10 protein-coding genes are annotated in these 17,728 nt (G+C 50.6%); 7 read left to right on the top strand and 3 right to left on the bottom strand.

What is annotated here, in order from left to right; genetic code table 11:
• Positions 1-428: 428 nt before the first annotated feature.
• On the bottom strand, positions 429-3,410 hold the full coding sequence (locus IE117_RS21295; RefSeq protein ID WP_189566936.1) for a serine hydrolase domain-containing protein: 2,982 nt from the start codon (positions 3,408-3,410) through the stop codon (positions 429-431).
• 198 nt (positions 3,411-3,608) lie between these two features.
• Between IE117_RS21295 and IE117_RS21290 the strand changes: the two genes are divergently transcribed.
• Both IE117_RS21290 and IE117_RS21285 read left to right on the top strand, forming a co-directional pair.
• The gene (locus IE117_RS21290) at positions 3,609-5,609 is read left to right on the top strand and encodes an autotransporter outer membrane beta-barrel domain-containing protein (protein WP_189566934.1); all 2,001 of its coding nucleotides are present in this window, start codon (positions 3,609-3,611) and stop codon (positions 5,607-5,609) included.
• Between the two features lie 207 nt (positions 5,610-5,816).
• Complete coding sequence (locus IE117_RS21285; protein WP_189566932.1) at positions 5,817-7,061, top strand: hypothetical protein; 1,245 nt, start codon at positions 5,817-5,819, stop codon at positions 7,059-7,061.
• Positions 7,062-7,111: 50 nt separating this feature from the next.
• Here IE117_RS21285 and rbp read toward each other — a convergent pair whose 3' ends face one another.
• Positions 7,112-7,495 (bottom strand): RNA-binding regulator, encoded by a 384-nt coding sequence (rbp, locus tag IE117_RS21280; protein WP_189566930.1) that lies wholly within the window; start codon positions 7,493-7,495, stop codon positions 7,112-7,114.
• 177 nt (positions 7,496-7,672) lie between these two features.
• Between rbp and IE117_RS21275 the strand changes: the two genes are divergently transcribed.
• Complete coding sequence (locus IE117_RS21275) at positions 7,673-10,879, top strand: WD40/YVTN/BNR-like repeat-containing protein (protein WP_189566928.1); 3,207 nt, start codon at positions 7,673-7,675, stop codon at positions 10,877-10,879.
• 39 nt (positions 10,880-10,918) lie between these two features.
• On the opposite strand, the gene IE117_RS21270 is transcribed toward IE117_RS21275, so the two are convergent.
• Positions 10,919-11,431: a metallophosphoesterase family protein gene (locus IE117_RS21270; RefSeq protein ID WP_189566926.1), complete on the bottom strand. Its 513-nt coding sequence runs from the start codon at positions 11,429-11,431 to the stop codon at positions 10,919-10,921.
• A 67-nt stretch (positions 11,432-11,498) separates the two neighbouring features.
• On the opposite strand from IE117_RS21270, the gene IE117_RS21265 reads away from it, so the two are divergent.
• The 4 genes from IE117_RS21265 (at position 11,499) to IE117_RS21250 (ending at position 17,703) form a co-directional block, all read left to right on the top strand.
• Positions 11,499-12,557, top strand: coding sequence for a 3-oxoacyl-ACP synthase III family protein (locus tag IE117_RS21265; RefSeq protein WP_189566924.1), 1,059 nt, complete (start codon positions 11,499-11,501; stop codon positions 12,555-12,557).
• A gap of 296 nt (positions 12,558-12,853) precedes the next feature.
• Positions 12,854-15,697, top strand: a complete 2,844-nt coding sequence (locus IE117_RS21260) for an outer membrane beta-barrel family protein (RefSeq protein WP_189566922.1) — start codon at positions 12,854-12,856, stop codon at positions 15,695-15,697.
• Positions 15,698-15,783: 86 nt separating this feature from the next.
• Positions 15,784-16,533 (top strand): GLPGLI family protein, encoded by a 750-nt coding sequence (locus IE117_RS21255; RefSeq protein ID WP_189566920.1) that lies wholly within the window; start codon positions 15,784-15,786, stop codon positions 16,531-16,533.
• Positions 16,534-16,815: 282 nt separating this feature from the next.
• Positions 16,816-17,703, top strand: coding sequence for an OmpA family protein (locus tag IE117_RS21250; protein ID WP_189566918.1), 888 nt, complete (start codon positions 16,816-16,818; stop codon positions 17,701-17,703).
• Positions 17,704-17,728 lie beyond the last annotated feature (25 nt).

Genomic DNA, 17,728 nt, shown 5'->3' with positions numbered 1-17,728 from the left:
AGAGAACTAAATGAGCATTTAGGTGCTTGCCGTATAAATCCGCCCATTTCCAAGAAGAACCCCTAAGGGGAGTTAGGGGTTCTTCTTGGAAATACTATTTAAACAAAACCCATTTAAATAATGCGGGGTGTTACGTATTTGAATTATTCCTTTTTATACTTTTGCTCATCACTGAGCGAAACTTTCGGTGTGTGGCAACATTAACCACCCTATATATATACCCATTCATTATTATCTTTTGAATCACAAAAGATAATAAGAACTGCCTTTACGATCAGAATCACACCTTAATCAATGTTTAACTATTATAATCCCAATAACATAAGAATTAAGGTTCTAGACCGACCGCTCATTTTATACCCACTTTATTAGTTGGATCATTTGTCAGCACCTACTGAGCTTGAAGAATTATCGATCTATCCAGCCTCTTACATCCCCGCCTTCCCTCGCCCTAATCCCTCATACACCGCATCCATAATCGACGTCCTTATATTCAGGGTATATAATCTCGTATTCTCCCGGGTAGGGTACACCCGGTTAGAGAGGAAGACAAAATCCAGGTCATAGGCCGGGTCCATCCAGACCATAATGCCCGTGTAGCCCGTATGGCCGAAACTGGCCGGGCTGGCGTAGCGCGGGGCATTGCCGGTGTACTGGAAGCTGGGCTTGTCGAAGGCGATGCCCCGGCGGCTTCCAAGCTCGGGAAACTGGTAACGCGTGAACTCAAACATCGCATCGCGGCTGATGTATTGCTTCCCGCCATAGTACCCATTTTGCAGGTACATCTGCATGATCTTCATTAGGTCATTGGCATTGCCGAAAAGTCCGGCGTGGCCGCTGAGGCCACCCAGCATGGCCGCGCCCTCGTCGTGTACCTGGCCGTGCAGTTGGGCCATTCGGAAAAACGTGTCACGCTCACTCGGTACGATTTGATCCAGTTTATAAAAACGCTTGGGGTTGAAAGTAAGCGAATTGGCCCCGATGGGTTCGTAGTAGTTCTCCTTCAGGTAATCCTCAAAGTCTACGCCCGTGATATTCTTGACGACCTGCGGATAGAGAATGAACGACAAATCGCTGTACACGTAGCCCTCTTCGGGATTGAGCGGTGAGTCCTTAATGGATTTGTAGATGACATTCTTGTAGTTCTTATGAATAAACAGACTATCCCCCACGACGGAAGTAGGGTACTTGTCCGACTTCGTAGTGCTGAAGGAGTTCTTTTTCCAGCTACCGTCGGGCTTCTGCGCCTCGCGCCAGAACTGAATCCATGATTTTAACCGGGCGCTGTGGGTAAGTACCTTGCGCCAGGGAAGGTCGGCCTTGTTGGATTTTTTGAGGAAGGGCAGGTAGTCCTTCATCGTGGCGTCGAGGTCGAATTTCTTCTGATCGTATAAGCTGAGTAAGGCCAGAGTGGAGGCGGTTACTTTGGTAACAGAAGCAAAATCGTAGAGATCGTTAATCTTGACAGGCTCATTGCCTTCGTAAGTATGCTTGCCGTACGCTTTCCGGAAAAACACCTTGCCGTCCTTAGCAAGTTGCACCACGCAACCCGGCGTGGCTTTCTGGGCGATGGCGTAGTTGGCGATGGAGTCAATCTTGAAGGTGATCCACTTTGAATCAAGCCCCACTTCTTCGGGGATCGTGTATTTCAGGCGTTTCAGGTCGGGTGTGCTCAGGCCCGTGCCGTACGGAAATTGTGCGTTGACGGTCACGGGCAGCCGCCCTTCGGCGGGAATAGCGCCAAAGATCAACTGAGCGGACAGGTCCTCGGTGTAGGGAGTGAGTTGGTAAGCCATCACAATGGCTTTGGCCCGCTCGGGACGGTCGATTTTATTCAGCACGTAAGGATTTCCAAAGAGTGTGACGGCGGCTTTGCCTGTAGCGAGCAGTTTGTCCAGCGTGGCCGTCATCTCGGGGGTCATACCAAAATTGGTGCGGGGCGAGATGCTGTATTGATGCACGCCGACCAGCAGCAGATCGTATTCCTTGATCTTGGCATCCAGCGCGGCCAATTGCGACGCGCTCGGTTTGGTCGGAATGCTGTAGGCGTCGATGGTGGTGTAAAGGTTCAGCGTCTTCTGGAAAGTGGTGATGGAATCAGCCCCAAGGGATATGGCGGCAATCTTCAGACTGTCCAGACGGCGCAGGGGCAGGAGGTTGCTATCGTTTTTCAGTACCGTGAGAGCCTTCTCAGTCAGAAGACGGTTGGTGAGGTCGGCAGCGGCGGGGTTAAGGTCTTCATAAAGGTTTTCCAGTTTGATAGGCTGAAAATTGTCGAGGCCGGCCCAGGCTTTTGCCTGAAGTACCTTGTAGCAACGCGCGTTGATGTCGGCCTGGGTAATGTCACCGGCAGCGATCGACTTCTTGATTTCGGCAATGGCCTTCGGTACATCTTCGGTAAATTCCAGCAGGTCCATGCCCGCTTCCAGGCCCATCGCGTCAGCCTTGCCGTCGGAGAAGTACTTGGTCACGCCCTTCATGTTCATGGCGTCGGAGAAAATCAAGCCCTTAAAGCCCAAGTCGTCCTGCAATAGCTTGGTTACGATGGGCTTGGATAGGGTAGAGGGCAGATTGGGCGTATTGTCCAGAGCCGGTATGCTCAGGTGGGCGATCATGGTGCCCGCCAGACCATTATCCACCAACACTCTGAATGGATACAGTTCCAGGGAGTCCAGTTGGGCGAGCGTCTTGGGAATCAGGGGCAGGTCGTAGTGCGAGTCGGTACCCGTGTCGCCGTGTCCGGGGAAGTGCTTGGCACTGGTGAGCAGGCCATTATATTGCATGCCCTTCATGTAAGCCAGCGCCTTTTCTGCCACGCGGTACTTGTTCTCACCAAATGACCGGAAATTGATGACCGGGTTGTTGGGGTTATTATTGACGTCGGCCACCGGCGCAAAGTTGACGTGTACACCCAACCGTTTGGCCTGACGGGCCAGCTGCGCGCCCATGTCGAAAATCAGATCATCGTGGCCCTGCATGGCACCCAGCGTCATCTGGTACGGATAGCGCACCGTGCTGTCGATACGCATGGCCAGCCCCCACTCAGCGTCCATTGCTACCAGCAGAGGTACCTTCGAGAGCGCTTGGAACTCGTTGGTCAGCCGCGCCTGCGGCACCGGCCCCCCCTGAAAGAAAACTACCCCGCCGACTTTGTTTTCCTGAATCAATTTCCTGACGTAGTCCGGATTGCTGCGTTCTGTGCCAATAAGCGACCGCTTGACATCTGAGGTCGCCGCCACCATGATGAGCTGCGCGATGCGCTCGTCGGGTGTGAGGCTTTGGAACACCGAATCAACCCAGGCTTGCTGCGGGGCATTCAGGCGCAGGAATTCGGGTTTGGTTTGGGCGTGGGTAGTTTTTGTTTGGATAAAAGCGATGGAAATAAGCAGCAGCAGTATGGCTTTCTTCATGTCGGATTTTGGGCGAAAGATTGGTTGGGTCAAAGTTTGGAAATAAGTGGGAGGATTGCAATTGTACGGCCCAAGCGACCGATCACTCAAAAGTGGGTACCGCTTACTTGAAAGCTCTAGCGCGGCGACGGGGGAATCGCTATTTTTGGGGGAAATGCCTCCAGACTCCATTATCTCACGGACTTAACCCCATTCCTTATGAGACTGACCCCCACCTTTTTGCCACGAATTTTGCTGCTGTGGCTGGCAGCTCATTCGGCCTTCGCCCAGAACACGGTACTGACCACATCGACGACTATCGCTGGCAAGGGTATCGATAATGTCCTAATAGGACCGTCTAACTCGTATTCTACCAGTTTCACCGGCAATGCTAACACCTTTGTTGGGAAAAACGCCGGTGTAGAAAACACCACTGGTGGTAATAACTCGTTTATAGGGTCCCATGCGGGATTCTCCAACACCACAGGTGGTGGCAACTCCTTTCTCGGCTTTGGTGCCGGACGCAGCAGTACTATCGGAAACAACAACACGTTTGTGGGTTTTTTTGCCGGATTGTATAACACTACCGGAAGTAGCAATTTGTTCACCGGCGCCTTTGCTGGGTACGCTAACTCCACCGGTAACTTCAACACGTTTATGGGAAACTCAGCCGGACACGGTAACCAAACCGGCGCTAGCAACTCGTTTGTAGGATATGAAGCTGGATACTCAAACTTTTCTGGCTTTGGCAATACTTTTATGGGCGACAAGGCCGGATATAGCAACTTCTCTGGTGATTACAACACTTTTGTGGGGTTCATGGCTGGACGTCTTAATACTGGCCGCGGCAATACCTTTATGGGCAGCAGCGCTGGGTCTGACAATACTAGCGGTGAATACAACTTGATCTTGGGCTTTCAGGCCGGAACCTACAACACCACTGGCAGTTTTAACTCATTTATGGGCAGGCAGGCCGGAGCCACCAACACCACGGGCAGCAACAACTCATTTATGGGAAACTTCGCCGGACGCTCCAACACCACCGGTAGTAAAAACTCATTCACGGGTAACGAGTCTGGATACAGTAATACCATTGGCAGTAATAACTCATTCACGGGAAACTTCGCCGGACGCTCCAACACCACCGGGGACAATAACGCCTTTTTGGGGGGCGAGTCTGGATACAGCAACACCATCGGCCATAGCAACTCGTTCATGGGGAACCTGGCAGGATATAGCAACACCAGGGGAAATAATAACTCATTCATGGGTATCTCAGCTGGATATAGCAACACGAATGGTAATAACAACTCTTTCGCAGGTGCCTCTGCCGGACACAGCAACACTACAGGAAGCTATAACTCGTTCACAGGTGACGCTGCCGGATACAGGAACACTATCGGTGACTACAACTCGTCCACAGGGGCTTCTGCTAGACTCAATAACATTACTGGTAGCTATAACTCCTTCATTGGTAGTTTCGCTGACGCCACAGGAGCCAACAAAGCGAACCTCCAGCGCGCCACCGCCCTTGGCTTCCGCTCCTTGGTCGCCGTTAACGACGGCCTGGTGTTGGGCGATACGGCCAACGTCAAAGTTGGCATCGGCACAGCCTATCCCAATCAACGCTTTACGTTACGTGGAAATATCAACTTCCTGGCCTACGACAACTCGATGATGATCAAAAACCAACCCTTCCTTCACTTCAACGAATACGAGAGCCTGGCCCTGGGCTTGGGGGCGGAACTACCCAAAGATGCCGAGGAGACGCTGGTGCTGGGCAGCGAAAGTACCCTGGTCAAGATCCCTTCCGGGTCGAAAGAGGCATCCGGGCTCGTACTTGGCCAATATGCCCGGCAAGATAACGCTGGAAAGTACCTGACAGTTAATTCCCAAGGCAAAGTGATCCTTACCCGGCCGCGCATCTACGTGCAAAGTACCTCCGAGTGGGCTGATAAGGTTTTCGAGCCAAACTACTCCCTCCGTCCTTTGAGCGAAGTAGAGGATTTTATCAAGAAGAACAAACGCCTGCCCGGAGTGCCTTCGGCGGAGGTGATGGTGGCCGAGGGCGTGGACGTGACGACGATTATTGCCAAACAGATGGAGAAGATTGAGGAGCTGACGCTTTATGTAGTGGCGCTGGAGAAGAGGCTGGCTGAAGTCGACGAGTTGCGCAGACTCGTGCTTGCCATCTCTGACACTAAAAAAGAAGAGAAATAAAACAAAGAAATTTTCAATAAGAAAGCAGCTCTGGAAATTTTGAGGCCACTTTTATACAGCGATTGCTACTTGAATTGTCTGCATGACCAACTCCTAAATAGGGTTCGCCTATCAATTCAAGGAACTCTAGCCTTTTTTAGCGTTTAAGGCAACCTGCCTCTCTTACAGTTTTTAAAATTGTATCACTCCACCCTAAAAACGACCAGTATGACACAGCGACAGAAAATCAACCTTTGCAGTATTCTGCTTCTTGCCTTGCTTTCTCGTGTGAGCTTCGCCCAGAACACCGTGTTTACCTTCTCCTCCTCCGGTCTGCCTGGTGGTGGCACAGGCACTGCAAACGTAGTGATGGGCCCATCCAATACTTACCCGGCAGCCGACAATGTCAACCAAAATGTCTTCATCGGCGAAGATGCAGGTATTTCTATCACCACCGGAAACTACAATGCTTTCGTAGGTTCTAATACTGGAAACGCTCAGACAACGGGGTTTAATAACTCATTTTTGGGCTCGTTTGCTGGAAACAAAAACACTACGGGAAACTACAATGCATTTTTGGGTTATGGTGCAGGAAGACAAAACACGACAGGAACCAATAACGTGTTTGTGGGTGCTACGTCTGGAATCAGTAACACGACCGGGAACGGCAATTCGTTTACGGGCTATTATGCTGGATATCAAAACAAAACCGGTAGCTCAAACTCATTCGTAGGATATGCAGCTGGAGCCTATAATACATTCGGTAGCAACAACACATTTTTGGGTACTTTTACCAACCCAACAGGCCCAAATAAAGATAATATTCAGCGTGCTACAGCCCTCGGGGCGTATGCCGTTGTTGGCGTCAACGACGGCCTGGTACTTGGCGACACCACCAACGTCAAAGTCGGCATCGGTACGGCCTATCCCAACCAGCGCTTCACCCTGCGGGGCAACATCAACTTCCTAGCCTACGACAACTCGATGATGATCAAAAACCAACCCTTCCTTCACTTCAACGAGCATGAAAGCCTTGCTCTAGGCCTGGGGGCAGAACTACCTGCCGACGCGGAAAGTACCCTGGTGCTGGGTAGTTCACAGACGCACGTCCAACTACCCGGCGTGGCGGCAAACTACCTTGCGAACAGTGGACAGGTACTCACCGTCGACGCCAGCGGCAAGGTACTTCTGACCAAACCGCGTATCCAGGTGCAAAGTACCTCCGAGTGGGCTGATAAGGTCTTCGATGAAAACTACCCGTTGCGGCCTCTAAATGAGGTAGAAGATTTTGTCAAAAAGAACAAGCACCTTCCGGGGCTGCCATCCGCAAAAGCCATGGTAGCTGAAGGGATGGAAACTGCGGCCTTCAACACCAAACTGCTGGAAAAGATCGAGGAGCTGACGCTGTATGTAGTGGTGCTGGAGAAGCGGCTGGCAGAAATTGAAAAAAGCCCGAACCTCGAGCAGAAGTAACGCTCGACTTTCAGGCTTTTGTTGGACTTGTCGTTTGGGCAGAGGTGCGATCAAAAATCGTCCCTGTCGCGGCGCTTGAATTCTCCTCCCTCGCGGCTGGGGCGATCCCGGTTGCGGTCGCCATCGCGGCGCTGGTAGTTGCCGCCTCCACCGCCGGGGCGTCCGCCACCCGGACGAAAACCTTCGGTGCGCTTCGTGTTCTGCGACTCGTTCACGATCAATGCCCGGCCCATTATTTCCTGGCCGTGCAATTTTTCAATGGCTAACTTGGCTTCTGCTTCGTTGGGCATTTCCACGAACCCGAATCCCTTGCTCTGGCGCGTCATCTTGTCCATGATAATTTTGGCAGAAGTCACCTCGCCAAATTCCTCGAAAGTTTCGCGCAAATCCTCTTCCTTCATCTTGAAAGGAAGGCTTCCTACATAAATGTCCATTCTATTGATGTTTAAATTTTGCTAAAAGTACGTTTTTTGGTGATTTCCAAATACTGTGCCCGAAGGAATTAGTTGTTTTTTTTGAAAGAATGGCCAAGGTGAAGGATATGGCTGCTTGCCAAAAAGCCCTAGATTTGTTTTTACGGTTGCCAAAAATCAAAAATTATCTTCGCTTTAATGAAAAGAACCTTACTCCTCTGCCTTATCCTGTTCTTTAGCGGAAATACCTTCGCACAAAATAGAAAAGGCGCCGCTAGAAGTGAATCAAAAACGGGGCAAACTCCCACAGACAGCCTGGACAAAACATTTCAGGCCCTGAAATGGCGCAACATCGGCCCATTTCGGGGCGGCCGGTCGGTAGCTTCCAGCGGCGTGGTCGGTGACCCGCTCACTTACTACATGGGCAACACGGGAGGTGGTCTATGGAAAACCGAAGACGCCGGAGTGTCGTGGAACAATGTGTCCGATTCATATTTTAAAACGTCGTCGGTAGGAGCGGTAGCCGTGTCCGAGTCCGATCCGAACGTAGTTTTCGTAGGCATGGGCGAACACGCCCCACGTGGGGTGATGACCTCCTATGGCGATGGCGTATATAAATCCACGGATGCCGGAAAAACATGGAAGAAGATGGGATTGGACAAAACGCGCCACATTGCCATGATCCGAATTCACCCGCAAAACCCTGACATCGTCTACGTCGCAGCGCAGGGCGCTCTCCACGGTCCGACGGAAGAGCGGGGCGTCTACAAATCGACGGACGGTGGCAAAAATTGGCAGAAAACCCTGTACGTCGATGAGAATTCTGGTTGCGCGGATATGAGCATGGACATGACCAACCCGCGCATCCTGTACGCGGCGATGTGGGATCATCGCCGCCTGCCCTGGCAGATGGTCAGCGGTGGCAAGGGCAGCGGTCTCTATAAGTCAACTGACGCGGGCGAAACCTGGACAAAACTGGATAAAGGCTTACCCCAGGAGATGGGAAAAATGGGAATCTCGGTGTCGCGAGCCAACCCTGAGCGTGTTTTTGCCCTGATCGAGTCCGACAGCGAGAAGGAGCAGGGGGGTGTTTTTCGCTCGGATGATGCGGGCAAAAGTTGGGAACGCGTGAGTAAAGACCACCGGACGGTTCAGCGCGCCTGGTACTACATCGAGATATTGGCCGACCCCAAAGACGAGAACACCGTATATGTCCTTAACTCTCCCGCCCTCAAATCGATTGATGGCGGCAAAACATTCAGCCGGGTTTTCAGCAAAACCCACGGCGATCACCACGACCTCTGGATCAATCCCGGTAACAATAAAAACATGGTGCTGTCGAACGACGGCGGTGCGGCCGTCAGCTTCAATGGCGGCGAGACTTTTTCGTACCAAAATGGCATGCCCACTGCTCAATTCTACCGGCTCAGCGTGGACAATCTTTTTCCCTATCGCATCTATGCCGGCCAGCAGGACAACTCTTCCGTAATGATCGCCAGCCGTAGCACCACGGGGAGCGGAATCACCGAAAGCGACTGGGACCCCTCGGCTGGTGGCGAAAGTGCATTCCTTGCCTTTGATCCCGACGCACCCAAGTACGTAATGGGGGGTAGTTACCAGGGAACCATTGAACTATTGAACCTCGAAACCAGAGAAGGGAAGGGGGTGATGATTTCGCCAATCCAGTACCAGTCGGTGCAGGCGAAGGATATGAAGTACCGTTTCAACTGGAACGCGCCGATCATCTACTCCCGGCGGGAAAAAGCCTTCTACCATGCCGGAAATAAAGTTTTGAAAACAACTGATCTGGGGAAAACCTGGACCGAACTATCGCCCGACCTGACCCGGGCCGACACCGCCAAACTGGGGCTGGGCGGTGCGCCGTACACCAATGAAGGCGCGGGCGGCGAAAATTACGCCACGATTTCGTACCTAGTGGAGGCGCCGGATGAAGCGGGCGTTTTCTGGGCGGGAAGCGACGACGGGCTGGTTCACCTCACACGCGATAACGGCCAAACCTGGACCAACGTTACCCCAAAGGGAATGAATGAAACGCTCGTGAATTGCATCGAGGTATCGCCCCACGACAAAGCCACGGCCTACATCGCTACAACGCGTTACAAATTCAACGATTTCGCACCTTCGCTTTACAAAACGACCGATTACGGAAAATCCTGGACAAAAATCAATGAGGGGATTCCCGACGGTGCCTACACGCGCGTCATCCGCGAAGACGACCAACGGAAAGGCTTACTGTACGCTGGCACCGAAACGGGATTGTACCTTTCCTACGATGGAGGAAAAAGTTGGCAGAATTTTCAACTAAATCTGCCAGTGACGCCGATCACTGACCTTAAAGTACACCACAGCGACCTGATTGCCGCCACCATGGGCCGCTCGATCTGGATTCTGGATGATTTGGCTCCGCTGCGGCAATACAACCAAAATATTGCGAAGGATGGTCTTTGGGTGTACACACCCGAGGACGCTTACCGTGTCTCCGGCCGTTCGGCCCTGGACAAGGTAGAGGGTAAGGACGATCTTCTTCCGGTCAAGAATTCCATGGTAGGCGACAACCCGGCTACGGGCGTGGTCATTTATTACAAGCTGCCAGCGGCTCCCGATACCAGTCAGGCCATGAAACTGGAAATCATGGATGGACAGGGAAATCTCGTCCGTGAATACAGCAGCAAAGAAGACGAGGAATTCGAGACCTATCCCGGTGGTCCCTCGGCAGATGACTTGCTGCCGATGAAAGGCGGACTGAACCGCTTCGTGTGGGATATGCGGGCCGAAACGATGCCCGGTGTCCCCAAGGTTTTCATCGAGGGGAGCTACGACGGGCACAAAGTCGCGCCGGGAAAATTCACGGCAAGGCTCACCTACCGGGATTCCACCCGATCCACCGACTTTACCATTCTGCCCGATCCTCGCATTGAAGCTACCACGGCCGATTACGCCGAACAGCAACGTGTCCTGACTTTGGTAGAAGATAAAGTGAAGGAAATCCACAAGTCGGTACTGGACATGCGCAAAGCCAGAAAGCAGATTTCCGAACTAGCTTCCTTGCTGGCAGAAAAGCCCGCGCAAAAAGTTGTGGCAGACACAGCAAAGGCTTTGGTGAAAAAGATGAAAACCTGGGAAGATAAACTGGTGCAGAATAAATCGGAATCCAACGACGACGTTATCAATTTTTTGAATATGCTTAGCGCTGACTACATTTTCGTTCGCGGCGAACTGGATTCCAATGTACCTATCGTGACTAATGGCCAAAAGCAGCGAATCGCCGAGCTGGACGGTCAATGGGATAAGCTGAATGCCGAGAAAGAGAAGCTGGTGGAGGATATATATGCCTTCAACGTCTTGTGTCGGTCGAAAGGAATTGAGAAAATTACAATGCCGTAGGTCAGTCAGGAGTTTTGTTTTTTATTAAACTCCTGCCCCTTAATCTTTAATCGCTCCACGTAGCCCCAACTCGACAACTTCCATGTCTTTGACTTTCCCGGATTCGATAGAAAATCGCAGCAGCGTCCGCATTTTGTGAAAACCTTCCTTTCCCGCGGCACCGGGATTGAGGTAGAGCATATTAGATAGAGCCGGATCACGCATGACGCGCAGAATGTGTGAATGGCCGCATACGAAAATATCGGGCGTCTGGGCCCGCAGGGCAGGGCGTACCTGCGGATTGTAGCGCGGCGGATACCCCCCGATGTGGGTAATCCAAATATGAACCCCTTCTACTTCGAAATGTTGATTTTCGGGAACCATGGCCCTGATGGATTGTCCATCGATATTACCCGAAACAGCGCGGAGCGGCTTGAAAGCTTCCAGCTTTGTAATAATTTCGCCGGTTCCAATGTCCCCGGCATGCCAGATCTCGTCGCAAGCCTTAAAATGGTCAAAAACGGCTTCGTCGAGGTAGCCATGAGTATCTGAAATCAATCCAATTCTTTTCATAAAAATATAAAGGGTGTGCTTCCGCTCAGGAATGCTGCCATTTTTCAGCCATTAACTAAGAGTACCTATGTCATTTAACACAAAGGTAGCCGGAATCGGCTATTACGTTCCCGAACAGGTAGTAACCAACCATGACCTGACCAAGGTGATGGAAACGTCAGATGAATGGATCCAGGAGCGAACCGGCATCAAGGAACGTCGCTACGCCAAAAAACATGAGGAAACTACCACGACCATGGCTGCCCGGGCCTCGGAAATCGCGATCGAGCGGGCGGGCATCAGCCGGGAAGACGTGGATTTTATCATTTTTGCCACCCTCAGCCCCGACTATTATTTTCCTGGCTGCGGTGTGCTTTTGCAGCGCGAGCTGGGCATTACCAAAACGGAGATCGGGGCATTGGACATCCGCAATCAATGTTCAGGGTTTATTTACGGACTTTCCGTAGCGGATCAGTTCATCAAGACCGGAATGTACAAAAATATCCTGCTAGTTGGCTCCGAAATGCACTCGATGGGACTGGAGTTCGATACTCGCGGTCGCAACGTGACCGTGATTTTTGGCGACGGGGCAGGAGCGGTCGTTCTGCAACCTACCCAGGAAGAAGGGCAGGGGATTCTGACAACCCACCTGCACTCTGATGGCACCCATGCCGAGCAACTGGCGATGCTGAATCCCGGCAGCCACGGCGGATACCATTTGGGAAAGGAAAATTTTGGCTATCCGGATGAGGAATACGGAGAGATTTTTATCTACCCAGAATTACTTGAACGCAAAAACGTGTATCCTAATATGGAAGGCCAACTCGTGTTTAAGAATGCCGTCGTGAAATTTCCCGAAGTGATCAAGGAGGCTTTGGAAAAAACCAATCTGCAAGCCAGCGACATCGATATGCTCATTCCGCATCAGGCCAATCTGCGTATCAGTCAGTATGTACAGCAAAAGCTTGGACTGCGCGACGACCAGGTTTGGAACAATATCCAGAAATATGGCAATACCACCGCCGCCTCCATTCCTATCGCTCTGTGTGAAGCCTGGGAAGCAGGGAAAATCAAGGAGGGAGATTTAGTTTGTCTGGCGGCTTTTGGGAGCGGCTTCACGTGGGGTTCCGCGCTGGTTCGCTGGTAGACTTCCTAAGTAGGGTACTGGCGAAAACATACCTATTCAATTCTTCAGAAGGATGATGCCTGGTTATCAGGCATCATCCTTTTTTTGTGAAAAAAATTATATAAGTAAGTTGTATAATAAATTATTCTTTATTTTTGGAAAAGTATGATTAGTCGTTTGTTTAAACTAATTAGATAGTTTACCTTTAAGGAATTTTAACACGGGTCTTTGCAACCTTTTACCAAAAAAGAAGACCTTGTTAAAATAGGTCCCTATGAACTCAAACAACAATTCACTCCTAAACCTACTCCGCTCTCTTGAAAAAACTCCTGCTCCCGCTCCTGCTTTCCGTAGTGGCTGTGGCCGTTCAGGCCCAAAACTCCGGTCGAATCACCATTAAAGGCACAGTTGTGGACACGGCCGGGGTCGCATTGCCAGGTGCGACGGTCATGCTGCTGGCCCCCAAAGACTCCGCGCTGGTCAATTACAATCGCTCCGACGAGGAGGGTCAGTTGGAATTCAAGAATATCAAACGCGGCTCGTACATTCTGAAAATCTCCTACGTCGGCTATATTCCCGAAGACATCCCAATCGAACCCAAGGAAAACGAAGTCGTGGATGTCGGGAGCGTCAAGCTAAAGATCCTGAACCAGGATCTTTTTGAGGTGGTCATCAAAACGGCCCGCGCCCCGCTCAGTATCCGGGGCGATACAGTCGAGTACAACGCCAGTTCATTCAAGGTGCCACCGGGCTCGACGGTGGAAGATCTGCTGCGCCGATTGCCGGGAATGCAGGTCGAGCAAGATGGAACCGTACGGGCGCAGGGACAGGAAGTACAGCGCGTCACCGTGGATGGCAAGCGATTTTTCGGCGGCGATGTGAAGATGGCCACCAAAAATCTTCCCGCAGAAGCCATCAACAAAGTGCAGGTGTACGACAGCAAATCGGAACAAGCCCGGCTGACGGGGGTAGATGACGGCAAGAAGGAAAAAAACCTTAATCTTGAACTAAAAGAAAGCCACAAGAAAGGCGGATTTGGTAAGGCCACCGTGGGGGCAGGTACCAAGGATCGCGTGGAGGCGAAAGTAAACTACAACCGATTCAACGACAAGCAGCAGTTTGCGGTAGTTGGTTTGGGAAACAATACCAACCAAACGGGTCTTTCATGGGACGACTATCAGGACTTTCGGGGAAGCCAGTCCTATAACTGGGGCGACGACGGCGATTTTGGCTTCAGCAACGGCGGGGGGATCATCTTCTATAGTGGTAATGACGATGCCGAAAGCCTGACCATTTCGGCGGGAGGGCGGCCTGAGCAAGGCTTTACCAAAAACTGGGTGGGGGGCGTCAACTATAATTACGACAACAAGAAAACCCTGTTCAGCACCAACTACTACTTTAACCAGACGGACAAAATGCAGGACGCTTTCTCGTCCCGCGAGAGCATCTTGGCTGCCAGTAGTTTCCGCCGGGAAGATGCCAACAGCCGCAATAATCTGAATGCCAACCACCGGGGAGGAGTTCGGCTCGAACAAAAGATCGACTCGCTTAACACGTTGGTGATCATAAGTAATGCCCGTTTTGGCAGCGGAAACTCGCGTTATGTTAGCGACCAGGAATTTTACCGGAGCAACGCCTCCGGTGATCTCACCCAACTGGCCACCGAGTCGGATCTTGACAACACCAGTCTTTTCAATTCGTTTTCCATGGGCAACACGGCCCTGTTTCGCCACAAATTCAAGACAAAGGGGCGCAACTTTTCGGCTAGCGTAGGCTACAACATCAACAATTCCGACGGTGAGTCGAACCAACGCTCCACCAATGTTTTCTACAACGAAAACGAGCCGGACAGTACCCTCAGGATCAATCAAACCAATGAAACCAATAGTCTTCGCACCCAATTGAAGGCCAGCCTACTCTATATCCAGCCGTTCGCCAAGCACTATTTCTGGGAAACCTTCTATAATTTCAGCTTGCGGCAGGATGAGGTCAACCGCGAAGTTTTCGACGTGAACATAGACAACAACACCTTCATACCCAATAACCAGCTGAGCCGCTACTACACCAATAATTTTCTCTACAACCGTCTGGGAACCAGCTTTCGTTATTCGAATAAAGGTTTGAACGTTTCGCTGGGCGCGGCGGCCCTGCAGTTTGACCTGCAGGGGGACTTTAAGAATTCAAAACTATCGTCTACTCTGACCCGCATAGACCGGCAGTTCAGTTTCATTACGCCCAATGGGAATGTGCGTTACGATTTGAAAAACAATCGCAACCTCAATCTCAGCTACAGCATGAGCGTCAACGAACCCAATATCCGGGATCTGCAGCCCATAGTCGATAATAGCAACCCACTCTACATTACCGAAGGGAATCCTAACCTGATACCGGAGTCCTCACACAATGTGAACGCGGGCTACCAGTATTTCAACTCGGCCAGTTTCACCCAGTTTTTTGGAAATATTTACTACAATTACCGGGTGAACCAGGTGGTGTATAACCAGCAGGTAGACGAAAACCTGGTCACCCGATCGCGGCCCGTCAATATCACGGGTGGTTCGAATACGGGCCTATACTTGAACTACGGTTTCCCGTTGAAGAAAACGAAGGCAACCCTCAACCTCAATGGCTCATTGAACGCCAATAAAAATTTGATCTACGTCAATGACATCCTGAACCGAACCAATTCGAACGGCTACCGATTCGCGACGAACCTGAGTTTGACACCCAGCGATAAATTCACGTTTTATTTAAACGGTAACTGGTCCGTCACCAACACGAAATACTCGGTGAACACAAGCCAGAACCAGCAGATTTATAATAATTCGTACGGAGCGGAGATGAATGTCAAATTCCCGGCAGAAATCTATTTTTCGAGCCGGTTTAACCTCAACACCTACGTTAATGATCGTTTTGGGTTCAATCGCGCACAGCCGATTTTGAACATGTCCCTGTACAAAATTATGCTGAAAAGCAAGAAAGGCGAAGTCCGGCTTTCGGCCTACGATGTGTTTAATCAGAACCAGGGAATCCGCCAGTTTGCCTCCCAGAATTTCGTGACCACCGAGCAGGTGAGTACTCTGGCGCGGTACTTTATGCTGAGCTTTACCTACAACATGCGGGGCGTTACCGGCAGCGTCCGGCGTCGGGGGTATTTCTGATTCTAAAGTACCAGCGGTGAGTGTTATATGTGTCTAATCGCTTCACTCATCTTTCATCACTCTTTTTCACCAGGCCATTTACAACAATGAAACAAATCCTTGCTTTTTTATTTTTTTTCCTGACGGTCCCGGCCATTGGCCAGGAATCGGAGGGTATCATCACCTACGAACAGGTGATTCACTGGTCAAGCATCTACGCTAAACTTGACTTTTTGAGTCAGGAAGAGAAAGACCGGATAAAGTTAACCTGGGGTAATGACGATGAGGGAAGAAAGACAAAGATGAAGCTGTTCTTTACCCCATCCCAAAGTAAATACACGTACGAGAGCGACCAATCTGTGAGCGATGACGGCAGATATAGTTGGCAAAATGACGAATACCTGATTTTTCGGGATTTTGACAGGGAGAAAAAAATCGAGCTGATTGAGATGCTGGGCAAAACGTACCTGATCGAGGATTCTCTGAAAACACCCAAGTGGAAGGTGATGAATAAAATCAAAGACATCAACGGGCACGTTTGTATGCTGGCTATGGCGGAGGACACTATCAAAAAACTGAAAGTGGAAGCCTGGTTTGCGCATGACCTGCCGATTCCCGTGGGGCCCGGGCAGTACTTTGGGCTTCCCGGTGCCATTTTGGAGCTGGACATGAACGACGGCGATGTGTTGATCACGGCGACCAACATTGAAATGAAACCCGTGGGCGAGGCTATCGAACTTCCAAGAAAAATGAAGGGTAAGAAGATCAATAATGATCAATACGATAAGATGATATGGGAACACATGCGCGACAGCATGGTCATGCACCGCAGTCCGTATTGGTCCATGCCTTATTAGCATGGACCTTATGGGAACACACCTACTTCGGGTGGCTGGATGGTGATGTGGGGTACTTTGGATACGACCGGAAAACCGTTTCCTGACGGTCTGTGCTCCACTTTGTTGTTCCAATGGCACGTTATTTTTGAGTATTTTAGGAATTAATTCTTCTTTTTGGTTAAACAACACTAATTTTGCGGTTTGAAATCAGCCGAGCTTTAAATCAAGGCGTTGTCCTTTCGTACCGTATTTTAACAGTTTGTAAACCTCAATCCAATTTCTTTAAAACTCACTAATACCATGCAAAAGACCATCGTAGCCATTGCCATCCTTTTCACACTGGGCTCCTGCGCCAGTAAGAAAAAAATGCTGGCCGTCCAGAATGAACGGGATCAAATTCAACTCCAACTCGACAAAGTAAGAACTGACCTTAGCGACTGCGACGGCAAAGTAGCGAAGCTGAACACGGACCTACGCACCACCCAGACTGATCTGGATGGAAAAAATGCGAAGGTGAAGGAATTGCAGGATCAGCTGGACTTTATGAAAAAGAACAACAACGCCTTGCTTGATCGCATGTCCGACCTTTCCGTCATCAGTAAGGAAGGAGCTGAGAGCATTAAAAAGTCCATGGATGTGATGAACAACCAGGGAAACTACATTCGCGACCTGAACAGCAGCATCCAGCGCAAAGACTCACTGAACATGGCGCTGGTAATGAACCTGAAGCGGTCATTGCAGGATGTTAGCGATGAAGACGTGCAAATCGAAGTGAAGAAAGGGGTAGTTTATGTCTCTCTCTCTGACAAGATGCTGTTCAATTTCGGTAGCTATGACCTAACCGCACAAGCTGAGAATGTACTTAGCAAAGTGGCCAAGATTCTGAATGACTACAAGCAGATCGATATTCTGGTGGAAGGCCACACGGATAACGTGCCTTACCGCAGCGGAAATCTGCAGGACAACTGGGATTTGAGTGTTAAGCGTGCTACTTCTGTGGTTCGCACATTGCAATCCAAGTATGGCGTTGACGCCAGCCGGATGATTGCCGGTGGCCGGGGCGAATATCTGCCCAAGGTTGACAACGGTTCTAAGGAAAGCCGTAACCTGAACCGTCGTACTGAGATTATCATTACGCCTAAGCTGGATCAGTTCTTCAACCTGTACACCCCACAGGCTGGAAAATAATTTTCTGAGCACGCAAGCCATTGTG

Origin of the sequence: Persicitalea jodogahamensis (assembly GCF_014651615.1) — a bacterium.
Classification (GTDB): domain Bacteria; phylum Bacteroidota; class Bacteroidia; order Cytophagales; family Spirosomataceae; genus Persicitalea; species Persicitalea jodogahamensis.
Note: the sequence above shows the minus strand (reverse complement) of the source record. Positions and strands in the feature narration are given on the sequence as shown.